This is a genomic window from Sphingobium sp. IP1, assembly GCF_002708645.1.
GTDB classification, from domain to species: Bacteria; Pseudomonadota; Alphaproteobacteria; order Sphingomonadales; family Sphingomonadaceae; genus Sphingobium; species Sphingobium yanoikuyae.
In genome coordinates this window covers 16,524-38,150 of record NZ_NOIW01000053.1, presented here as the reverse complement: position 1 = coordinate 38,150, position 21,627 = coordinate 16,524, and the positions used below count along the sequence as shown (strand labels likewise).

19 protein-coding genes and 1 pseudogene are annotated in these 21,627 nt (G+C 65.1%); 4 read left to right on the top strand and 16 right to left on the bottom strand.

The window, feature by feature from the left end; genetic code table 11:
* Positions 1 to 157, top strand: a pseudogene (locus CG471_RS31830) (hypothetical protein); the annotation flags it as partial.
* A 137-nt stretch (positions 158 to 294) separates the two neighbouring features.
* On the opposite strand, the gene CG471_RS17755 reads toward CG471_RS31830, so the two are convergent.
* The 13 genes from CG471_RS17755 to CG471_RS17695 form a co-directional block, all read right to left on the bottom strand.
* Positions 295 to 1,044: an HAD-IIB family hydrolase gene (locus tag CG471_RS17755; protein ID WP_004212890.1), complete on the bottom strand. Its 750-nt coding sequence runs from the start codon at positions 1,042 to 1,044 to the stop codon at positions 295 to 297.
* Entirely contained in the window at positions 1,041 to 3,542 is a 2,502-nt protein-coding gene (locus CG471_RS17750; RefSeq protein ID WP_004212886.1) for a heavy metal translocating P-type ATPase, read from the bottom strand. Before CG471_RS17750 ends, CG471_RS17755 begins: the two co-directional genes overlap by 4 nt.
* Positions 3,539 to 4,147: a cation transporter gene (locus CG471_RS17745; RefSeq protein WP_004212885.1), complete on the bottom strand. Its 609-nt coding sequence runs from the start codon at positions 4,145 to 4,147 to the stop codon at positions 3,539 to 3,541. Before CG471_RS17745 ends, CG471_RS17750 begins: the two co-directional genes overlap by 4 nt.
* On the bottom strand, positions 4,144 to 4,830 hold the full coding sequence (locus CG471_RS17740; RefSeq protein ID WP_037509271.1) for a ZIP family metal transporter: 687 nt from the start codon (positions 4,828 to 4,830) through the stop codon (positions 4,144 to 4,146). The genes CG471_RS17745 and CG471_RS17740 overlap by 4 nt, the downstream gene beginning before the upstream one ends.
* Positions 4,831 to 4,833: 3 nt before the next feature.
* A complete protein-coding gene (locus CG471_RS17735; protein WP_004212881.1) occupies positions 4,834 to 5,247 on the bottom strand; it encodes a hypothetical protein in 414 nt (137 codons plus the stop codon).
* A gap of 47 nt (positions 5,248 to 5,294) precedes the next feature.
* Positions 5,295 to 5,672 carry a hypothetical protein gene (locus tag CG471_RS17730; protein WP_004212880.1) on the bottom strand — a complete coding sequence of 126 codons (378 nt, stop codon included), beginning with the start codon at positions 5,670 to 5,672 and terminating at the stop codon, positions 5,295 to 5,297.
* The gene (locus tag CG471_RS17725; protein WP_004212879.1) at positions 5,669 to 6,157 is read right to left on the bottom strand and encodes an SRPBCC domain-containing protein; all 489 of its coding nucleotides are present in this window, start codon (positions 6,155 to 6,157) and stop codon (positions 5,669 to 5,671) included. The genes CG471_RS17730 and CG471_RS17725 overlap by 4 nt, the downstream gene beginning before the upstream one ends.
* Before the next feature lie 53 nt (positions 6,158 to 6,210).
* Positions 6,211 to 9,456: an efflux RND transporter permease subunit gene (locus CG471_RS17720; RefSeq protein ID WP_004212878.1), complete on the bottom strand. Its 3,246-nt coding sequence runs from the start codon at positions 9,454 to 9,456 to the stop codon at positions 6,211 to 6,213.
* 3 nt (positions 9,457 to 9,459) lie between these two features.
* Positions 9,460 to 10,638 carry an efflux RND transporter periplasmic adaptor subunit gene (locus CG471_RS17715; RefSeq protein ID WP_004212877.1) on the bottom strand — a complete coding sequence of 393 codons (1,179 nt, stop codon included), beginning with the start codon at positions 10,636 to 10,638 and terminating at the stop codon, positions 9,460 to 9,462.
* Complete coding sequence (locus tag CG471_RS17710; protein ID WP_013039111.1) at positions 10,638 to 11,915, bottom strand: TolC family protein; 1,278 nt, start codon at positions 11,913 to 11,915, stop codon at positions 10,638 to 10,640. The genes CG471_RS17715 and CG471_RS17710 overlap by 1 nt, the downstream gene beginning before the upstream one ends.
* 60 nt (positions 11,916 to 11,975) lie before the next feature.
* Positions 11,976 to 12,272 carry a hypothetical protein gene (locus CG471_RS17705; protein WP_007406840.1) on the bottom strand — a complete coding sequence of 99 codons (297 nt, stop codon included), beginning with the start codon at positions 12,270 to 12,272 and terminating at the stop codon, positions 11,976 to 11,978.
* 73 nt (positions 12,273 to 12,345) lie between these two features.
* Entirely contained in the window at positions 12,346 to 14,313 is a 1,968-nt protein-coding gene (locus tag CG471_RS17700; protein WP_004212871.1) for a cytochrome c/FTR1 family iron permease, read from the bottom strand.
* Positions 14,313 to 14,939 (bottom strand): cation transporter, encoded by a 627-nt coding sequence (locus CG471_RS17695; RefSeq protein WP_004212870.1) that lies wholly within the window; start codon positions 14,937 to 14,939, stop codon positions 14,313 to 14,315. The genes CG471_RS17700 and CG471_RS17695 overlap by 1 nt, the downstream gene beginning before the upstream one ends.
* Before the next feature lie 75 nt (positions 14,940 to 15,014).
* On the opposite strand from CG471_RS17695, the gene CG471_RS17690 reads away from it, so the two are divergent.
* Positions 15,015 to 15,434 (top strand): helix-turn-helix domain-containing protein, encoded by a 420-nt coding sequence (locus CG471_RS17690; RefSeq protein ID WP_037509274.1) that lies wholly within the window; start codon positions 15,015 to 15,017, stop codon positions 15,432 to 15,434.
* On the opposite strand, the gene CG471_RS17685 is transcribed toward CG471_RS17690, so the two are convergent.
* The gene (locus tag CG471_RS17685) at positions 15,428 to 16,630 is read right to left on the bottom strand and encodes an aspartyl protease family protein (protein ID WP_013039112.1); all 1,203 of its coding nucleotides are present in this window, start codon (positions 16,628 to 16,630) and stop codon (positions 15,428 to 15,430) included. The genes CG471_RS17690 and CG471_RS17685 overlap by 7 nt on opposite strands.
* Positions 16,631 to 16,919: 289 nt before the next feature.
* On the bottom strand, positions 16,920 to 17,492 hold the full coding sequence (locus CG471_RS17680; protein WP_021224432.1) for a recombinase family protein: 573 nt from the start codon (positions 17,490 to 17,492) through the stop codon (positions 16,920 to 16,922).
* 191 nt (positions 17,493 to 17,683) lie between these two features.
* On the opposite strand from CG471_RS17680, the gene CG471_RS17675 reads away from it, so the two are divergent.
* Positions 17,684 to 19,084 (top strand): Mu transposase C-terminal domain-containing protein, encoded by a 1,401-nt coding sequence (locus CG471_RS17675; RefSeq protein ID WP_004212864.1) that lies wholly within the window; start codon positions 17,684 to 17,686, stop codon positions 19,082 to 19,084.
* Entirely contained in the window at positions 19,011 to 19,889 is an 879-nt protein-coding gene (locus CG471_RS17670; RefSeq protein ID WP_009824028.1) for an AAA family ATPase, read from the top strand. The genes CG471_RS17675 and CG471_RS17670 overlap by 74 nt, the downstream gene beginning before the upstream one ends.
* Positions 19,890 to 20,203: 314 nt before the next feature.
* On the opposite strand, the gene CG471_RS17665 is transcribed toward CG471_RS17670, so the two are convergent.
* Positions 20,204 to 21,442: a hypothetical protein gene (locus CG471_RS17665; RefSeq protein WP_004212862.1), complete on the bottom strand. Its 1,239-nt coding sequence runs from the start codon at positions 21,440 to 21,442 to the stop codon at positions 20,204 to 20,206.
* Positions 21,443 to 21,627: the final 185 nt, after the last annotated feature.

Below are 21,627 nucleotides of genomic sequence, written 5' to 3'. Positions count from 1 at the left end.
CCCATATCGCGCCTGATCTACTCGCCCACGTCTCGCCGTTGGGATGGGAACACATCAATCTAACCGGGGAATATCGCTGGCCCAAATCCTTAGCGTAGGATTCCGCCCCCTCCCGCAAACGCCCCCTACGATTGAGAAGCGCGGCGGAATCTCTTAGATTGATCGCTGGAGGCTTTGTTCGCGGAGACGCGCACATTGCCTTCTTTTCGTTTTAGGAAGCGCTGCCCTAAGCGACAGAAGCCAGAGCTTTGACAATGCGGCATTCCGCGATGGAGCCGACCATGTATCTTGATCCTATCGGTGCAGACACGCGATGATGGCGGTCACGACGGCGGTGGTTTCCGCGACGTCGCGCACCCTCACTGTGTCGAGGCCGATTTCAGCAGCGGGATAGTCATTCCCACCGGGGAATATCGCATCCCCAATGAACAGCATCCCGTCGAGCGGGACACCGCTCTCGGCACTCAGGCGCTTCAGGCCATAGCCCTTGTCGATCCCTGCTCTGGTCACGTCGATCGATGTCGTGCCACCGAGATTGATCGAGAGCTCCGGCAGCTTCGCGCGCAACGTGGCCTGCAACGCGGTCCTCTTCTTTCGGTCAGGATCCCACGCTTCCTTTTCCTTCAGCGGCGCTGCCTGCCCCAGGCCCGAAAAGGTGATCTGGCTGCCCCGGTCCTCGATCCGTTCGCCCCAGATACGTTCGTCGGCGAGACCGGCATCGGTCAGCGCCTGATCGAAGGCCGTGCGGATCTTCGCCTTCTCCGCGTCGTCGAACAGTTCGGCATAGACCGCGCGCCAAGCGCCATTGATGAACCGATAGAGTTTCGTGCCTGTGGTCGGCATCAACCAGAGACGGTCGAGCGCGACGCCGGCAGGAAGGCGCGAGGCGATCTGCTTTTCGAACTGCGGCCAGTCCCCGCCCGAGATCACCGCCACATCCGTGATGGCGAGCAATCGGGCGAGGATTGCGGCCATATCCTCCGATAACGGCCGCTTGCTCTCGGCAAGCGTGCCGTCGAGGTCGAAGGCGATCAGCCACTTCATGCCGCCTTCCCTGCCGGATCGCGGTAGGCGAGCAGCCTGAGCGCATTGATGACGACGAGCAGCGTCGATCCCTCATGAACCGCCACCGCTGGCCCAATGCCGAGGCCGAGGATGGTAGCAGGCACCAGGAAGGCGACGACACCCAGGCTGACGAAGACGTTCTGCCGGATGATTCCACGGGTATGGCGGCTAAGACCGACTGCGAATGGCAGGTGCGCCAGATCGTCGGCCATCAGCGCCACGTCGGCTGTCTCCAGCGCAACGTCCGACCCCGCCGCGCCCATCGCGATGCCGACCGTGGCGCTTGCCATCGCCGGCGCATCGTTCACGCCGTCGCCCACCATCGCGACCTTGTCTTCGCCGGCGAGCTTCTTGATCGCGGCAACCTTGTCTTCGGGCATGAGGTCGCCCCACGCTTCGTCGATCCCGACTTCGTCGGCGATCGCTTCGGCGACTTTCTGGTGATCGCCGGAGATCATTATCATCCGCGACACGCCCATCTCGTGCAGCCGACGCAACGCGGTCTTGGCAGCTTCGCGAGGCGTGTCCATCAGGCCGATCGCGCCCAGGTCGCGGTCCCCCTTGCGGACCACCATTGTCGTGCGGCCGTTCTCGCGCAGCTTCGCGATTGCGTCCTGCGCGCCCTGCCCCAGCGCCGGAATGCCCTCACTTCCGAACATCTCGGCCTTGCCGATCCACACCGTCTCGCCATCCACGCTCGCGGTGACGCCCCGACCGGTCAGGCTCTTGAGGTCGCCGGCAGTCGGCACGGCACGATCGTTCAGACGTTCGCGGCCGTCCTTGACGATCGCTTGGGCCAGGGGATGGTCGCTCAACGCTTCGACGGCGACAGCCAGCGCCAGCAACTCGCCTTCATCGGCGCCATCGACGGGCACGACATCAGTGATGCGCGGACGACCTTCGGTCAGCGTGCCCGTCTTGTCGAAAGCGATCGCTTTGAGCGACCCGAGGTTTTCGAGCGGTGCACCGCCCTTCACGAGCACGCCGCCCCGCGCTGCACGGGCAACGCCCGACAGGACCGCGCTCGGCGTTGCGATCGCGAGCGCGCACGGGCTTGCCGCCACCAGCACCGCCATCGCGCGATAGAAGCTGTCGCGGAACGGCTCGTCGACGACCACCCATGCGAACAGCAGGAGCACTGACAGGACCAGGACGGCGGGCACGAAGATCCGTTCGAACCGGTCGGTGAAGCGCTGCGTCGGCGACTTCTGCGTCTCCGCTTCGCTCACCATCTTCACGACCTTGGCAAGCGCGCTTTCATTGGAACGGCGTGTCACCTCGATCTCGATCGCGCCGCCGCCGTTGATCGTACCAGCAAAAACCCGGCTTTCCGCGTCGACTGCATCGGGCTTGGCGCGTGCCGCTGCGGCATCTGCGACCGGCACCTTGTCGACCGGGATGCTTTCACCCGTGACCGGGGCCTGGTTGATCGCGCTGGTGCCCTTGATGACGAAGCCGTCGGCAGGCAGGCGCTCGTTCGGGCGGACGATGGCAATGTCCCCGACGACCATCTGCTCGACCGGGATTTCGCTGGTCTGCCCGCCGCGTCGCACGGTCGCGGTTTCGGGCGCGAGCTTCGCCAGCGCCTCGATCGCCTTCTTGGCGCGGCCCATTGCATAATGCTCAAGCGCATGGCCGAGGCTGAACAGGAACAGCAGCAGCGCACCTTCGGCCCATGCGCCCAGCGCAGCGGCGCCGGCCGCAGCGACCAACATCAGCGTGTCGATCTCGAACTTCTTCATCCGGAGGTTGTCGATCGCCTCGCGCAGCGTGAAGAATCCGCCGAAGAAATAGGCTGCGATATAGCAGGCGGTCGGCAGCCATTCGGGCGCGCCAGCGACCAGCCTCTCGATCGCGTAGCCGATCCCCAGCAGCGCGCCACAGGCGAGCGCGAAGATCAGCTCGGTATTGGGGCCGAGAAATTCGGCGTGGCTATGGTCGTGGCCATCGCCGGGGCCGTGCTTCTCTTCGCCCGCGCCGTGGCCCCCGGGGCCGTGGTCGTGGCCGGCATGTTCATCGGCAGCGACCCGCTTGCCCACCCTCACCTTCAGCTTGCGAAGCGCAGCGCGCACCTCCTCTTCGGTGGTTTCGCGGCGATCATATTCGACCCGGACAGACCCGCTGGTGCTGGCGCTTGCCTGGACCACGCCGGGCAAGGCGCACAGCGCATCGCTGACCGTGCGCGCCCGACGTTCGTGGTTGATCCCCGTCACCTGCCAGATCGCATGGCCGTAGCGCTCGGTGATTTCGGCACCTGCGGCGCGCACCATTTCGCGCAACCGTGGCAGCGGCAGCTTGGCGGCATCGAAATGGATGCACAGCGCCGCTGGCGTGTTGCCGTCGAGACAGATCACATGCGCCCGCTCGACACCTTCGCGCTTTGACAGGGTTGATACGAGACGGTCCAGGCAGGCATCGGCCGCGTCAGGAAGGTCCGGCAACAACACTGGAATGTCGAGTTCGAGCTTGTCGTTCATGACGACCTCCTTTCGCTTTTCTTGGTTTCGGCGCGCGCGTCGCGCAGGATTTCGACACCGCCCTTGATGGCGATGATGGCGGTGGCGAAGCCGACCAGCAGGTCCGGCCAATTGGTACCCAACCACAGCACCAGCACGCCGGCGATCAGGATGCCGCCGTTGGAAATGAAGTCGTTGAAGCTGAAGGTGGTTGCGGCCCGGAGATTGACGTCCGGATCCTTGAGGCGCTGGAGCAGCCGCAGGCAGAGGTAATTCACGACGCCGGCGATCGCGGACATGACCATCATGGTAGGTCCGATGGGCTCGCTGCCCTGCACGTAGCGCCGTCCGACATCGATCAAGATGCCGCCCGCGAAGATCAGCAGCATGACGCCCGAAGCGACCGCGGCGCGTGTCTTCCATGTCTGGCCCCGGGTGAGCGCCACAAGGCTCAGCGCATACACAGCCGTATCGGACAGGTTGTCGACGCCGTTGGCGATCAGCGCGCTCGAGTCCGCGAAGAAGCCGGAAACGAAGAAGCCCGCAGCGATCGCCGCGTTCAGCAGCAGGACGATCCACAGTGTGCGGCGCTCCTGCCCGCCATTGTTGTCGTTGCCCGGGATCATCCCATCATCTCCTCAAGTGTCAGCAGGGCCAGGAAGCCGACGAAAAACATCGAGCTGATGAGCGGGGTGTCGGGTTTCTCGTGCGCCTCGACCAGCAACTCCTCCGTGACGAGGTAGAGCAGCGCCATCAGCCCGAAGCTGAGGAAGCCGGCGATCATCACCGGCGACAGCGCGGCGGCCGGCACGGCAGCGAGCGCGCCGATCGGCAGCAGCAGGGCCAATGCCGAGACGATCACGATGATGCGCAAGCGCGAGCGATAGGTTTCCGCCAGCTCGTCGGTCAGCGTCAGTCCCAGAAATAACACTTCCAGAGTGAGCGCGATCGTCAGCAGGAGACCTGCCTTCTCGCCCGCCACGAAAGCGAGGCCGAGCACCAGGCCGTCGACCAGAATGTCGATGCCGATCGCGGCGAGTAGCGCCATCGGCCCCTTGAAGCGGGCCTCAAGAGCCTTGAGCCCCAGCATGGTCGCGACGCCCGCCGCCCCGCCGATCAACGTCGCGCTGGGCGATGCCTCATGCTTGACCTGCGGCAGGATTTCGGTCGCTGCCGCCGCGAACACGACGCCGGCAGCGAGATGCTGTAGGCCCGCCACGAGGCCAGGTTTCAACTTGGTGCGGCTCGCGACAATCGCGCCGAGCACGACCGCCAGCACAGGCGCAAGCGTATAGAGCAGTGCCTGCATTTCCTAGGACTCCTCCGGGGTTCGGTGGCAGACGCGGATCTTCCCGCGTCGCGTGAACGCGATCGATCCGCCCGCCACGACAGCCCGCGAATGGTCGCCGCGAAACTCGTCACCGGTTCGCTGCGCGCGCAGGATCTCGGTCCTGCCCTTCGGCAGCCAGGTGACGGCCATTTTCAAGCCGTCATCGATGAAGTCGACATCGGCGCGTGTGCCGTCGTCGCAGTACATGATGCGCTGCGCGATTAGTTTCGACGTCAGATGCTTTTCATGCGCCGGCTCGGTAGGCTGGGTCGGCGCTGGATTACACGCCCCTATAACCGCCCCGGAGACGAGAACGACGCCGAGGCGCGCGATCGCCAGACCGGCCCGATTCAGGCCGCACAAGGTTGTCACATTTGAAATCGACGTGTCAGACATCGGTCTCTTCCGACGAAGCGCCCTGTGGCGTTCGAAGGCAGGGCAGTTCATCGCGTGCCTTCCCGCTCGCAGATCCGGGTACGGCCATCGCCTTCCACGATGGTGAGCTGCGACCCCTTGAAGGTCGCGGTGGCTGTTTCGCCGACATATTGCAGGCCCTGCGCTGGCGCGGTCAGCATCATCGGCGGTCCCCCGTTGGAGCGCCGCAAATCGATCTGCAGGCCGTTGTCCTTGTAATCGACGAACAGCGGTTCCCCGTCGGAACAGCGATATCTATGCCGCCCCATTTCCCCGGTCGCCACGGCGCTGTCGGACGAATGGATCTGCTGCTCCGTTGGCGGGGCTGGCGGCTTTCTTTCCGAGCACGCCGCGAGCCCGACAACGAGGATGACGGCGGGCAGCACCCGCTTACAGTGCATCATCATCGCGCCTTCCTCCTGTAGCGGAAGGGGACGCGCTGACGATTGATAGCCCGGGCAGGCTGACCTACCCGCCAGCGGAGATAGGTTGCGAGGCGATCGTCAGATTCGACCATCAGGGATCGCAGGCGGCGCAACATCATCGCCGCGAACGGCAGGGAGAGCGCCCCGCGCAGCGTGCAGCTATGCGTTAGCCTGGTGCCGCCATCGTCCCCCGCCAGCTCGTACCGCTCTTCGAGCGTGAACAGATAGGGGATGCCGCAGGACCAAGCGAAGGCGTGCGGTTTATCGAATCGATCAATCCGTGCTGGCGTCCGAATTGGCCGGGTGATGCCCTGGATCGCAAAGGTGCATTCTGTGTCGCCGAGCCGGGACGGATCATCGAGAAATACGAGCGGACTCCACGCCCGGCGATGATCCGGATCGGTGAGTGCCGACCAGATGCGCAGTGGCCCGCCGTGAAGCATCGAGCTGGTTATGGTGCGAGGCATATCCCCATCTCCCAGAGATGGGCGGGGCGATCGCGGATCGCCCCGCCCATCCATCAGGCCAAGTTGTTCACGAAGGTCTGACCGTGGTCGTCCCCTTCATGCTCCTCATTGTAGTGCTCGGGTTTCTCGATCACTTTCTGCCCGAACCGGGCATAGAGTGTCGGCAGCACGAACAGCGTAAGAAGCGTCGCCGAGATCAGACCGCCGATGACGACCGTCGCCAAAGGCTTTTGAACCTCTGCGCCGGCGCCTTCGCCCAGCGCCATCGGCACGAAGCCGAGGCTGGCGACTAGCGCGGTCATGATGACGGGTCGCAGACGCTGCATCGCGCCAACATGCGCGGCTTCCTCGCGGCTCATCCCTGATCGGATCAGATCTTGGATCGAGCTGACCATGACGAGGCCGTTGAGGACCGCGATGCCCGAGAGGGCGATGAAGCCCACTGCCGCCGAGATCGAGAAGTCCATGCCCCGCAGGAACAGCAACAGGACGCCGCCCACCAGCGCGAAAGGCACGCCGGTGAACACGATCGCGGCGTCGCGGACCGATCCCAACGCCCCGTAGAGGAGCAGCAGGATCAAGATGAAGCAAGCCGGAATGACCAGCTTCAGCCGTTCGCTTGCCGATTGGAGGTTCTCGAACTGGCCGCCCCATTCGAGATAGGTGCCGGCAGGCAGCCGGAGTTGGCTGCCGATCGCCGCCTGCGCATCCGCCACGACGGATCCGACGTCGCGGCCACGCACGTTGGCTTGCACCACCACGCGCCGCTTGCCGTTCTCGCGGCTGATCTGGTTCGGACCATCGACCACCTTGATCTCGGCGACGCTGGACAGCGGTACATAGCCGCCGCCTGCCACCGGCACCTGCACCTGTTGGAGCAGGCCGATGTCGGCACGCTGCGCCTCCGACAGGCGGATCACCACGGGGAAGCGACGGTCGCCCTCGAAGATCTGGCCCGATGTTCGCCCGCCGATCGTCGCAGTCACGGTGTCCTGCACATCCTGAGCCGTAACGCCCAACCGCGCCATCGCGTCGCGGTTGACGCGAATGTCGAGCATGGGAAGACCGGTCGTCTGCTCCACCTTCACGTCCGCTGCGCCTTGCGTTCTGCGCAGCACCGCCGCGATTTGCTCGGCCGTCCGGTTCATCTGGTTGAAGTCGTCCCCGAACACCTTCACCGCGATGTCGCCGCGCACGCCGGCGATCAGCTCGTTGAAGCGCATCTGGATGGGCTGGGTGATCTCGTAGGCATTTCCCGGAATCTTCGCGAGATTACCCTCGATCCGGCTGACCAGCTCCTCCTTGGGAAGCTCAGGATCCGGCCAATCCTTGCGCGGCTTCAGGATGACGAACATGTCGGTCGCGTTCGGCGGCATCGGGTCGGCCGCCAGCTCGGCGGTGCCCGTCTTGGAATAGACGAATTGCACCTCCGGCTGCTTCGACATCATCCGCTCGATCGGCACCTGCATCGCCTGGCTCTGCTGGACCGACGTTGCCGGAATGCGGAGCGACTGGATCAGCAAATCGCCTTCGTCGAGCTGCGGCAGGAACACCGAGCCGAGCGTAGTGAAAGCAAGCGCCGCCACCACAAGGCTTCCCACACCCGCACCGATCGTCAGCGTCGGGCGCTTCATGGCCCGGTCGAGACCGGGTTCGTAGCGCTTCTTCAGCCACGTGATGATGCGGCCGTCCTTCTCCTCGACCTTCTTCGACAGCCAGATCGCAATCATCGCCGGCACGAAGGTGAGAGAGAGGATGAAGGCGAAGGCGAGCGCGATGATGACGGTCAGCGCCATCGGTCCGAACGTTTTACCCTCCACGCCGGTCAGCGTGAGCAGCGGTACGTAGACGAGGATGATGATTGCCTGCCCGTACACAGAGGGACGGATCATCTCACGCGCAGCGGCTGCCACGGTCGCGAGCCGTTCCTTGACGCTGAGCAATCGGCCTTCATGATGCTGTTGCTCGGCAAGCCGGCGCAGCGCGTTTTCGACAATGATGACGGCGCCGTCGACGATCAGACCGAAGTCCAAAGCCCCAAGGCTCATCAGATTGGCCGAGACCCCAGCGCGCAGCATACCAAAGCCTGTCAGCATCATGGTGATCGGGATGACCAACGCCGCGATCAGGGCCGCACGGAAGTTGCCGAGCAGCAGGAAGAGCACGACGATGACCAGCACCGCGCCTTCGGACAGGTTTTTCGCGACCGTCTTGATCGTCGAATTGACCAGCTCGGTGCGGTTCAGCACCGGCTGAATTACGACGTCAGGAGGCAGCGAAGCGTTGATCGTCTTCAGTTTCTCAGCGACCGCGGTCGACACGATGCGGCTGTTCTCGCCGATCCGCATGATCGCCGTGCCGACGACGACTTCGGTACCGTTCTCCGATGCCGAACCCATGCGGATCGCCTGACCCGTCTTCACAGTCGCAACTTGTTCGACCGTGATCGGCACGCCGTTACGTGTCGCGATCACGGTCCTGGCCAACTCGCTGGCATTGCGAACGAGCGCATCCGAGCGAACAGCCAGACCTTCGCCATTGCGATTGACGAAGCCACCGCCGACGCTGGTGTTATTGCGCTCCAGCGCATTTCCCAGGTCCGTCAGCGTGATGCCGAGCGAGGCCAGCTTCTGCACGTCGGGCACGACGAGGAACTGCTTGGCGTAACCGCCAATCGAGTCGACACCGGCGAGGCCCGGTGTGGTCTTCAGAAGCGGCGTCACGATCCAGTCCTGCGCGGTGCGCAGGTAGGTCGCCTTGTCCTCTTCGGTCGTCAGTCGCTCGCCCTCTGGCGTGATGTAGCTGCCATCGGGCTGTTGGCCCGGTTCACCGGGCTTGTGCTTGTCGTCCTCGCGATGATCGAGACGAACGGTGTACATGTACACCTCGCCCAGGCCTGTCGCGATCGGACCCATTTCAGGGTTCACGCCGTCGGGCAGATTCTCTTGCACGCCCCGCAGACGCTCGCCCACCTGCTGGCGGGCGAAATAGATGTCCGTCGCGTCCGAAAAGACCGCCGTGATCTGCGCGAAGCCGTTGCGGCTCAACGAGCGCGTATATTCCAGGCCGGGGGTGCCGGCGAGCGCGGTTTCGATTGGAAACGACACCTGCTTCTCGACCAGCTCGGGCGAGAGGGCAGGCGCGCGGACGTTGATCTGGACCTGATTGTTGGTGATGTCCGGCACCGCGTCGATCGGTAGCCGGTAGAGGGAAAAGGCGCCGATGGCGGCGACGATGACGGTGAGGAGCAGGACTAGCCAGCGCTTCTCGACCGCCCAGGTTACGATACGGGCGATCATGGCTTAATCCTCGTGGCTCGCTTCGCCCTTGCCGATCTCGGCCTTGAGCGTGAAACTTCCGGTGGTGGCGATCTGTTCGTTGCCGGTCAGGCCCGACCGGACGATCACCGTGTCGCCCGACGCATCGCCGAGCTGGACCGGGGTCGCCTTGAAGCCGGTGGGCGTGCGCACGAACACGACCGACTTGCCCTCGAAACTCTGGACCGCCGTCGTCGGCACGCGGACCGCCCCGCTCCCGCCGCTGCCCGTGAGCTGCACGGCTGCCGTCACAGGCTCGCCGACCCGCCATTCGCCACCGCGATTGTCGAGGGTGGCGAGCGCAGGCACGAGCCGCGTCTGCGGATCAAGCGCCGGCGACACGAAGGTCACGCGGGCGGTCGCCTGACGGCCTGCCGCCTTCACCAGCACCGTATTGCCGGGACGCACCCGGCCCGCATCCTCGGGCTTGAGATTAAGCGCGATCGACACCTGGCTCAGGTTGGCGATGCGATAGAGTTCGGCATCCGCCGCGACCGTTTGTCCCAGCGTCACGGGGCGCGCAATGATCTGGCCCGAGATCGGCGCGGCAATGCCGAGCCGGTTGAGCCCGCCGCCGCCGACACCCGCCGCCGAAACCATGCTCTGCGCCTGCGTCAGGGCGATCCGCGCCTCCGTCGCCGCTGTGCGGGCGGCGATCAGATCCTGTTCAGGGGAGACTCTCTGCGCGAACAGCCGCTGTTCGCGCGCGAGGTTCGAATTAGCGAGCTGAAGCCGCGCCCGCGCCGCCTCGACCTCGCCCTTGATCTGCGCCGCCTCGCGGCTTTCGATGACCGCAATGGTCTGGCCGCGTCCGACCGATTGGCCGAGGTTACGGGTGAGCGCGACCACGCGTCCCGCAATTGCGGCCGAGACGACCTGCGTTCCCTGTGGGTCGCCCTCGATGATCGCGGGCAGCTCGATCGTCCCGGCCCCGCCGATGATCGGCCGTCCGACCTGGACGCCCGCTGTGGCGATCTGGTCGGCACCCAATGTGACGACGCCTTCACCGGCATGACCGCCTTCAGCACCGCCCTTTTCCGTGCCCGCTGCCGTCTCATTGGCAGCTGCGCCTTCGGCAGTTGCCTCGTTTCCGCCATCCTTGCCGCCGCAGGCAGCCAAGAGCAGGGCGAGCGACGCCGCGCCCGCGAGATAAAAGCTCTTCATCACTGATTCCCCCCATTGGGCGCACGAGCGGTCAGTCGCTCCACTTGCGCGCGGGCATTCTGGTAATTGGCAAGCGCGTCGATCGCGGCGACCCGCGTTTCGGCGAGCGTGCGTTCAGCATCGAGCAATTCGAGCTGGCCGAACTTGCCCTCGCGATAGCCGATCCGCGCGATGCGGGCGGCCTCCTGTGCAGCCGCCAGCGCCGGCCCCGACGCCGCACGAGCCGTCGTTGCGGCATTGGCCGCCTGCGCCTGCGCGTCCGTGATCGCCTGTTCGATGTCGAGCGCGGTCACGCGGCGCTGCGCATCCGCCTGGGTCCGCTGCGCGGTCGCCTGCGCAATCGCGGCGCGACCATTGTTGAACACCGGGATCGGGATCGACACGCTGAACACCGCCGCCATGTCGTTGGTCGCTTCCAGGCGGCGGATCGACGGCCCGACGTTCAGGTCAGGCACGCGATTGGCGCGCGCGAGCCGCACGCCGGCTTCGGCAATGGAGAAATCCGCGTTGGCTGCCGCCAGCGCGAGTGTGCCGGTCGTGTTGACCGGTGCCAACGGCCCATAGACGTTCACATCGGGAAGGCGATCGAGCAGCGTGTCATCGAGCAGGCCGTCGATCGGCCGTCCGATCCGACGCGCCAGATTGGCGCGGGCCGCCTCGGCCAAGCGAAGCTGCCGCTCCACATTGGCGTCGGCATTGATACGCGCGACATCCGCGCGCTGTTGCTCGAGTGGCGATGCCCGCCCTGCCTGCACGCGAACGCTCGCGGCCCGCAGCGCATCGCTGGCGATCCGGGCCTGATCGCGGGCTGTCATTACCCGGCGATCGGCCGCGACCGCTTCGACATAGAGCTGCGTTACCTGAAGCCGGACATCCGCCGCGATGATCGCGGCCTGGATCTCGGCCCGGGACAATTGCGCATTGGCGACCGCGACGCGGGCGCCGCGCTTGCCGCCTAGCTCGATCGGGATCGCAAAGCCGACCGTGGTTTCCGCGCTGCGGACCCCCCGATACGGCCCGGAGCCGATGACATTCTCGACTTGGCCTTGAACCACCGGATTGGGCCGCAAGCCGGCGACTGTGCGACCTGCACGGGCCGCGTCGATTCCAGCTGTCGCCGCTTCCGCAGCAGGGGCCGAACCGCCCGCTGCACTGACCGCTTGGTCAAGCGTGTAGACCGGCGCATCCTGCGCAACAGGCGCGGACGGTCCGACCTGCGCCTGCGCCATCGTGGCGCAAGACGCTGCGGCCAGCATGGCCGCGAGGATACGATTCATGAAAATAGGACTCCTGACGATGATCGACAGGGGCGCGCCAACGCACGCCCAAATCGGACGTCAGGCTTGGGGGGGCCTCAAATGGACCATGCCGGTGCGGCCGTCGAGCGACGCAGAGGCGGAGATTGTCGGCTTGGGCACTGTGAGGACGGGGGTATATTCCATCGTCGTGCGCGCAGGCGCGCCGACGTCGTGTCCGTGACAATAATTGTGATGATGCGGGACATTCTTGTCCGAGTCCGATGGCACCTGATCGATGTCACCGGCGGTATGGACCGTGAACTCAACGCCCGCGATGCTTCCCCCCGCCAGATCGGCGGCATGGGCCATGCCGGAGAAGCTGGTCAGGACCAGCATCAGGCATGTCAGGAAAGGCAAAAAGGCTCGCACTAGCTTGCCTCTATCACGGAAGGGTTTTCATGTCATTGCACTAATTCGAACCAAGGGTCACTGAGCCGGAACCCGAGCGGGATCGGTCGCGCCCGTTCCAGGCGAACCCGACCGCAATGGCGACCGCCATCAGGAGTTGCGCCAGCACCGATTGCCAAGTGGGAAACACGCCGAGCATCGACAGCCGTGGCACGTCCGCGAGCGGTGCGATGTTGATAAGGCCGGCTTCCTGGAGCGCGGCGACGCCTTTACCCGCCAGCACGACGGTCAGGACCGCCATGAGCCAGGAGCTATAGCGGAAGAACTGCGCGATCGGCAGCTTGCGACTGTAGCGAAGCATGGCCCAAGCGATCAGGCTGAGCAGTCCAATCGCCGACCCGGCCCCCGCGAGAAGCATCCCGTTGTCACCTTGCGCCGAAAGCGCGGCATAGAACAGGATCGTCTCGAAGACCTCGCGATAAACTACGACGAACGCCAGCCCGAACAGGAACCAGCCCGACCCGCCCGAGAGCGCCCGCGACATCTTCTCGCGAATATAGCGCTGCCACTGATCGGCCTGCGCCTTGCCGTGCATCCAAATCCCGACCGAGAGCAGCACGACCGCGGCGAACAGCGAGCCAAACCCTTCCGTCAGCTCCCGGCTCGCACCGCTGATCCCGATCGCATAGGTGGCGACCGCCCAGGTGATCCCGCCCGCGATGATCGCGCTGACCCAGCCGCCATGCACGTACCGCAGCGCCTCGCCGCGCTCGGCTTTACGCAGGAACGCGATCATGGCGACAACGATGAGCAGGGCTTCGAGCCCTTCACGCAGCAGGATCGTGAACGCGCCCAGGAACGTGGACGCTTCGGTGGCGGCATCAGGCGCGAGCGCCGCTTCCGCATCGTCGAAAAGGCCGCCCAGTACTGCGACCTTCTCCGCGAGATCATCGGGCGACGCGCCCCGGTCGATCGAGGCGCGGAACTCCCCCATCGCGCCCTCGATTCGACCCATCAGCGTCGCGTCGCGCGCGGTGAGTGTTGGCTCGATCGGCTCGAACCCATCGAGATAGGCCGACAGCGCCAGCTCTTTCGCCATGCGCGCATCGCCGCGCCGCGCAGCCGCCACGCTTTCGGCGAGTTTGGCGCGGGCGACCGCGAGCGAGCCGGGAGCCTGTTGTATCACCTGTTCGGGATGACGACGCAGGAACGCGAGCACTGGGTCAGCCTTGGCGTCGCCGATCGCCGCGCCGAGCGCGGCCGGGGTGAGCGCGACCAGGGTTTTCAGGTCCGGAATGCGCCGGCGAAGGGTCGGGTCGGATTTCCAAAGCCGCTCGCCTTCGCGCGCCTGCGCATCCGTGAAGGCGAAGCTCCCGGCTCGGAATGCTAACGCCCAGCGCTGATCGTTGGGCAGATCGGCGAAGCTCTGCATCGCGGTCCCGTCGATGCCTTGCGTCACCACCTGATAGAGCGCGAACACGCTGCGCTGGCGCGCGCGCTCGGCATCGGTGAAAGCAATCGGGGGCGTAGCGAGCTTGGCGGCGTCAGGGCCACGGCCGTTGCCCGTCATCCCGTGGCAGGACGCGCAGGATTGTCGGAACAGGGCATCGCTGGAGACGAGGTTCGGAGCCTTATCGGGCGCGAGCGGCACCGGGTAGGCGCGCAACAGATCGGCCGCGAGCCCGTGCGCCAATGTTGCCACCTGTTCAGTCGGTCCCTTTTCCGCGATCACCGCCTGGAGGTTGGCAGCCCGCTGGATGAGGGCTTGACGCTCCGGCTTCGCCGGCAGGCCCTGAAGCCGTGTCGAGACCGACGCGGCGAACTCCGTCATCTCGGCATATTCCGACGTGCTCTTGATCCGACCGTTGGCGACCGCGCCGCCATAATCGACGGCCATATAGTCGAGCAGCCGCCATGCGGTTTGCACGTCGCCGGGTTCGGCGATTGCCGCAGCAGGGATCAGCAGCGCCGCGAGCGCGGAGAGCAGCCGCAACGAGAGCATTGCCCGGATCAACGCGAGCAGACGCACTACCGCTCTCCCAATTCGCGCCGAGCGCCAGTGACGATTTCATAAGCGGAGTGGAGGAACAGGAGGGCGATGAGGCCGGCGACGGCGAGGTCCGGCCAGGCGCTTCCTGTCCACGCCACCAGACCGGCCGCGGCGATCACCGCCACGTTGGCGAGCGCGTCGTTGCGGCTGAACAGCCAGATCGCGCGAACATTGGCGTCCCCTTCCCGGAAACGCGCAAGCACCAAGGCGGACACGACATTGATCGCGAGCGCGACAACGCCGATTGTGCCCATCAGTTCGGCATCGGGCGCGGTTGCGTTCAGGGCGCGCCAAATCGCGAAACCGATTACGCCCACGCCAAGCGCACCGAGAAACAACCCCTGCGTCAGCGCGACCTTTGCCCTCGCCCGTGCGGACCAGGCAAGCGCGAGAAGACCGATAAGGCTGATCGACCCGTCCCCGAGAAAATCGAGGGAATCCGCTTTCAGCGCTTGGCTATCGGCGATGAACCCGCCGAACAGCTCGGCGACTCCGAAGCCGAGGTTGAGCACCACGACGGTCAGCAGCGCACGGCGATAGGCCGGATCGGTTTGCGCGCGCGCGGGCTCCCCGTGGCACCCGCAGCTTTCGGTAGAAGCATTCATGCGGCCTTCCTTACCATCTCCAGTCGCTGTAGAAGCAAGCGAAATGTGCGACACGTTCGCATAAGCAAGGATGGCATGATGAAGCCGGTGATGATTGGGCAGCTCGCCAGCGAGACCTCGACGAAGGTGACGACGATCCGCTTTTATGAGTCGATCGGGTTGCTCCGATCCGCCCCTCGCACGGCGTCGGGTCGCAGAACCTACGATGCCAGTGACATTGAGCGTTTGCACTTCATCCGCAACGGTCGCCGGCTTGGCTTCTCCGTCGACGAGATCCGTTCGTTGATGGGGCTGGCGCAGAACCCGGACCAGGATTGTGGTGCCGCCTTAGCTATCGCTGCTCAGCACCTCAAGGATGTGGAGGAGAGACTGGCGCAACTCGCGGTGTTGCGGGATGAGTTGGCAATGCTCAGCCAGAGCTGCACCAAGGCGCGCATGGCCGATTGTCGGATCATGAAGGCGATCGGCAAAGGCCACCCTCAAGCCGATCAATAATAATCGGCCAGCCTGAGCTCGCGCACATCACCCGAGGCCATCGTCAGCTTTACGAGGGTGCCAGCAGGCCGGGAGCGCACTTGCCAGAGCTCCCCACGCGTATAGTTCGCATCGATCGAATGGCCGTTCACCGCCACGATCCGGTCGCCGACCGCCCAGCCAGCCTTTTCCGCGGGACTGTTCGCCGCCACATGAACAACGGTGAGCGCCGTTGGTGAGGCTGCGAGGCCAAGGCCGCTACGGTCCTTCAGCATCGGCAGGCGACGACGAGGACCGAGTGGCCGGAGCCACACGAATCCGGCGGTCACGTCGAACACCACGTCGAATTGAGCGATCAGCGGTAGGCCGACATTGCCAACCGTGCTGGTGGAGAGCCAAGCTCTCATCCCGAGTGTGGGGACGTTCGAGACGCCAAGCCCTTCGATGTTGATGTTCTGGATCGTGAAAGCATCGTTGATACGCACACCATCGACGCCGCCGATCGCCGCGGTCGAGACGAGCTTCCCGTTCAACAGCCCTTGATCGCGGGCATAGGCCGACGAGAGCATCAGCGCGGCCGAGCTGCCAAGATCGATCATCAAGGGCACGGGAGGCAAACCCGAGACGGAAGCTCGAATGAACAGCTCCTGCTTGGCACCGCGCCCGAGCGCGACAGCGCGCCAGTCGGGACCGGCGAGAAACGTGCCTGACTTGACGACCGCCATACGCCTTTTCGCGAAATCGAGCGCGATGCAGCTACCCGTGAACATATCGGCACCGAGGAGGATATCGATCGGTCGTCCGAAGGCCGCCGACACTGAACTCAGATCACCAACGACGGCAAAGGGTAAGCGACGGGTTTCGCGGGCGAGCTGTACGTCGATGTCGCGGACCAGCAGCACCGGGGCCTTGGCGCTCAGCCCGCTAATCATGCGCCGCTCACCATCGTTCAAGCCGAGCTTCGCCGCGAGCGCCGTGCTCATGATCGACGCGCCGCTGCCACTGTCGAGCACCGCCCGCACCGGCACTCCGCGCACTTGTGCCGAAACAAGGAGGGTATCACCCGTGCCGACTTCCAGCGGCTCCCATTCGAGGTGAGCCGCACCGAAGTTCCACGAGCCCGCAGACCGGGAAGTCTGTCGCGCGAGCGTTGGAGAACCGAGCACCAAGCCGGTTCCACAGGCCACCAGCCGCGCCACTAATGAGCGTCGAGACATACCGATTGCTTCAACACGGGCCGTCAAAAAGCCACCTCCAGCCCCCCGTCCGCAGGAGAGCAAATTGCGGTTACATGCTCCAGCCACTGGAGGAGCAAGTGCTTTTGGTGCGCCCGAAAATCCTCAGAAGCGCTTGGAGAACTTTAGATGAAGGATGGTGCAGACCGCTTAGATGCCTTCCCGATAACGAACGGTTCCGGGGGACGCTGGGCCGATCGGGACCGCGAACGGTGTAAACGCTCGCGCTAAGTGGCGGCATTCTGATCGCGCTATTTGTCGGCGAGCGTCGCTACGCGGCTACCGGCTTGGTCTCGGCCGATCGCACATAGGCGTAGAGTTTTGGCTTGGAGATGCCGAGCATCGAGCAAATCTTGGCGATCGGCATCGTGTTCTCGTGGTAGAGCCTGACGGGCAGGTCGCGCTTTTCCTTGCCGAGTGCGGCCGGCCGGCCACCCTTCTTGCCGCGAGCGCGGGCTGCGGTGAGACCGGCCTGGGTCCGCTCGCGGATCAGGTTGCGCTCGAACTCCGCCAATGCCCCGAACAGGTGGAAGGTAAGCTTGCCCGACGTGGTGGTCGTGTCGATCGCCTCGTGCAGGCTCAGCAGCCCGACCTTTTCCTCGTCGAGGTAGGTCATCCATCCGATCAGATCACGGAGCGAGCGGCCGAGCCTGTCGAGGCGCCAGACCACCAGTGTGTCGCCGGCGCGAAGCAGCTCCTTCACCTTTTCCAATCCAGGGCGAGCGGCAGTCGCCCCGGAGGCCTTGTCGGTGATGACCTTCTCGCAGCCGGCAGCCTTCAGCGCATCACGCTGGAGGTCCAGGTTCTGCTCGGCGGTCGATACGCGGGCGTAACCGATTTTCATGCGTAGGGCCGGTGGCGCCCCGATCGGGCGCGGTTTGGGAAGAAAGTCGTCATCGGCAGGTCTATGTTGCCCTAGTTTTCTTTACCGGGTAGATTTACGTCGAACAGGCCGGTTTGGCAACGCGAGCGGACTCGCATGGCGATGGGCAGGCAAATCTCCGTTTTCCTTACCTGCGACACGGACCGTCGGCGGTGACGCATCCGGCGCTTGTCCCGCCGCTGGCGATCGAGCGCTACCGCGTCCTTGAACCGCACCTCGCCGATGGCATCCCGCTCGCGGACCTCGCCCGCACCGGCACGCTGAGCGAGCGGACGTTGCAGCGCTGGCTCGGGCGCTACCGTGCCGAAGGACTTGCCGGTCTCGCGCGTCTGCCGCGCAACGATCGGGGCAGGCTGCACCTGCCGGAACATCTGGTCGAACTGACCCGCACTCTCGCCACCAAGCGCCCGCGACCCCCGGTCGCCGCCATTCACCGAAAGGTGCAGGAACTCGCCATCGCGCATGGACACCGAACCCCCAGCTATGCGGCCGTCGCGCGTGTCGTCAGGGCGATACCGGCAAGCCAGATCGCCGCAGCCTCCGATCCGGCCGTCTACCGCGACCAGCACGAGCTAGTGCATCGGCGCGAAGCCGCGACCTCGAACGAGATGTGGCAGGCCGATCATACCGTTCTCGACATTCTCGTGCTCGATGATGCCGGAACCCCGGTGCGTCCTTGGCTGACCGTCATCGTTGACGATCACAGCCGAGCCATCGCCGGTTACTTCCTCAGCCTCGATGCCCCCAGTGCCCTCAACACGGCGCTCGCCTTGCGGCAGGCGATCTGGCGCAAGCCCAATCCCGAATGGATCGTCAGCGGCATTCCCGAACAGCTTTACGTCGACAACGGCTCGGATTTCATCTCCGAGCATATCGAGCAGGCGTGCATCGCCCTCAAAATCCGCCTCATCCATTCGCTGCCGGGGCGTCCTCGCGGGCGCGGCAAGATCGAGCGGCTGTTCCGCACCATCAACGACATGTTCCTGCCCGACCTGCCCGGCCACCTGATCGCGGGCAAGCCGCTGTCGGCGCCAGTGCTCACGCTCGACGAGCTGCGCGCCCGCTTCGAGGCGTTCGTGTGCGGCGTCTATCATCGTCGCCCGCATGGCAGCACCGGCGAACCGCCGATCACGCGCTGGCAGAAGGGCGGGTTCCTGCCCGCAATGCCCGACAGCCTTGAACAGCTCGACATGCTGCTCGTGCACGTGCCCAAGCCCCGTAAAGTGCTGCGCGACGGCATCCGTCTGATGGGCAGGCGCTATGTCGAACCCACGCTCGCGGCCTTCGTCGGCGAGCAGGTCGAGGCGGTCTATGACCCCCGCGACCTGACCGAGATCCACGTCTACCACCAGGGCCGGTTCGTCTGCCGTGCGCTCAGCTCCGAGCACGCTGGGCACCCGTCGTTGCGCGCGATCCAGCGCGCCCGGCGCGGCGCGAAGGAGCGCGACAAGCAGGTGCCTGCCCCCACGGAGACCTTCGATGGCGACCAAGAGGATACGGCTTCCCGGCCCACCACCTACCGAGGGCTCCGGCTCTACGCCGCTGACGATTGAGTTCCTGGTCGAGCAGCCGTTCCTGGCGACCCGCGAACATGCCCGGTTCGTCGAGTTTGCCGAAGCCTGCGCGCACTACCGCTATATCGGCGTGTGTCATGGCCGGCCGGGCGTCGGAAAGACGCGATCGGCGCGCGAGTTTTCCAGCTTCCCCGACCTGGGGGAATATGCCGCGCTCCGTCCCATTGCCGCGCTCCTTGGCGAAAAGGTCGCTCGCTGCCGCGCCGTCTTCTACACCGTGTCGGTCAGCAACACGCCCAAGACGATCGACGCGGTGTTGGGCCTCAACCTCATTAAGCTGGGCTATGCCCGGCTGACGGTCGCGGGCGGCTCGCAGGACGAAATCACCCATGACGCCGCCCGCATCGCCTGCCCCCTCGTCATCGTCGACGAGGCCGACCGCCTGACCATAAAGTCGCTCGAACATCTCCGCGACATGGCCGATCGCCACGGCTTCGGGCTGATCCTGATGGGTATGCCGGGCTTGGAGAAGCGCCTCGCCCGCTATGCCCAGCTCTACTCGCGGATCGGCTTCGTCCACGAGTTCAAACCGCTTACCGAGACCGAAATGCGGCTGCTGCTCGCGACCCACGCCGGCGATTTCGGGATCAGCTTCGACCCGGCCCAACTCGACGCGATCGAAGCGCAGGCAGCCGTGATCCGCATCACGCGCGGCAACTTCCGGCTCATGGAGCGCCTGTTCGCGCAGATGCGGCGGATCATGACCCTCAACCGCGTCGAGGAGGTCACCGCTGACATCGTTCAGGCCGCGCGCGATTGCCTCGTCATCGGACCCGGCAACTGACAAATAGCGCGATCAGAACGCCGCCATTTAGCGCGAGCGTTTACACAGGATAAGATCCATACCGTTTCCGGAACCACTTTCTTGTTTCCTCTTCGAAATTGGACTGTGCTGATGAGTTTGAGCGATGGTGGCTTCGCTCATACACTACGCGCTACCAGGCCCCTGCCCGTTTCTTAGGCTTAACGTTGTAGCTCAAGACCCCGGGGGCTCAGCCTCCCTTCTCCGGTTCTTGCCGCTGCGCAAATCCCTCGATCTACCTGCCGCCGTCGTGTGGTCGCACGGCATCATCCAAAGACCTATTTAGGCCGTCATGACTAGCCAATCTTCGCCATAAGGCGCCCCGCCGCCCCCTGCTCTGCCGCGAGATTGCGATTATAAGCGAGCGGCATCCGCGGCGACTTCCACCGCAATGCATCCATGATCCCAGCCAGATCCTCTCCGCTCGCAAACAGATCCTGGTTCAGCCCGATCCGCGTCGAGTGCGCGCTGATGCCCTTGAGCAGCCGCGCCAGATCCTCGGCTGTGAGGTCGGGCAGAGCGCCACGATCGAACGCGCGCTGGATGATCGAGCGGAAGATCGGCCCGATCGAACCCGGGTGCAGCGCGACGGTGCCGATGTCATATTCGACCCGCGCCTTCACCGCAGGCCTGGGCAGCGTCTTGCGCAGATCCCAGGTCTCCCGCCCCGAGATGCTGTCGATCGGCCGACCGCGCACGGCGGCGCGCGCCTTGTAGCGCCGCACCTGCACCCGCCGGAACAGCGGCCCCGCCGTGATCCCGGCCGCTTCGGTCCAGGCCGCGATCGCCGACACGGTACGCGGGCTGAGATAGGCGGTTGCCCCCTCCCCGTCTTGATCGCCCTTGCTCCGCAGGATCTGCAGCAGCCGCGCCTCGGGATCGATCGCCTCTTCGATATGCTCGATGGCCACGGCTACCAACTCGGACGCACGCAGGCCGGTGTCATAGGCGGCAGACAGCAGCGCGCGATCGCGCAGCCCCGGCAGATCGTTTCCGCAGCTCTCGAGCAGCGCCCGGACGTTGAGACCACGCGCCTTGTCGCGTTCCACGTCGCGCACCGGCCCCTTGAACCGCAGCGGCCTTGCCTGCTTCTGCGCTGCGCCCTTCTCACGGCGCACCGCTTGCAGCCGCAGCTTCACCAGCGGCGCGGGGGTTGGGTCCTTGAGTTCGAGCAACTGATGGATCTTGGCGATCGACGCCTTGTAGCGGGATAGCGAGGCTGGGCGGCTCCCCTTGCCTGCCCGCGAGTCGAGATAGTCGGCCACCGTCTCGGCCGTCGCCGGCAGTGCAATCCGGTTGTTGCGCCTACACCACGCATCGAACGCCTCGACGTCGGACTTGAGCGCACGGATGCTATGGGGCGATGAAGCGGCCTGATAGGCGGCGATCAGGCCCTCGTTGACGGTGATGCGCTCGCCGGCGCGCATCTGCACGATCGTCCACGCAAGGTCGGCCGGCGCCCTGACGGCCGGCAGGACAGCCTCAGGCGGCGCTACGGGGATTTCTGGCCCTTCCCGGGCGGTTTCGGTGCTCACGACGCGCCTCGCTCCTCAGCCGCGCTTGTAGCCCACCTTGTCACTTAAAGAATACGGGCGGACGAGAAAACGGCCGAGTTGCGTGGATCATGTACAAGAATACCTCCGGACGTTCGACCTGACAGCGCGATTCTGCTACAAAACGACCGGACCCGGCAACACGAGTCCCTGGCGAAAATCGGGGA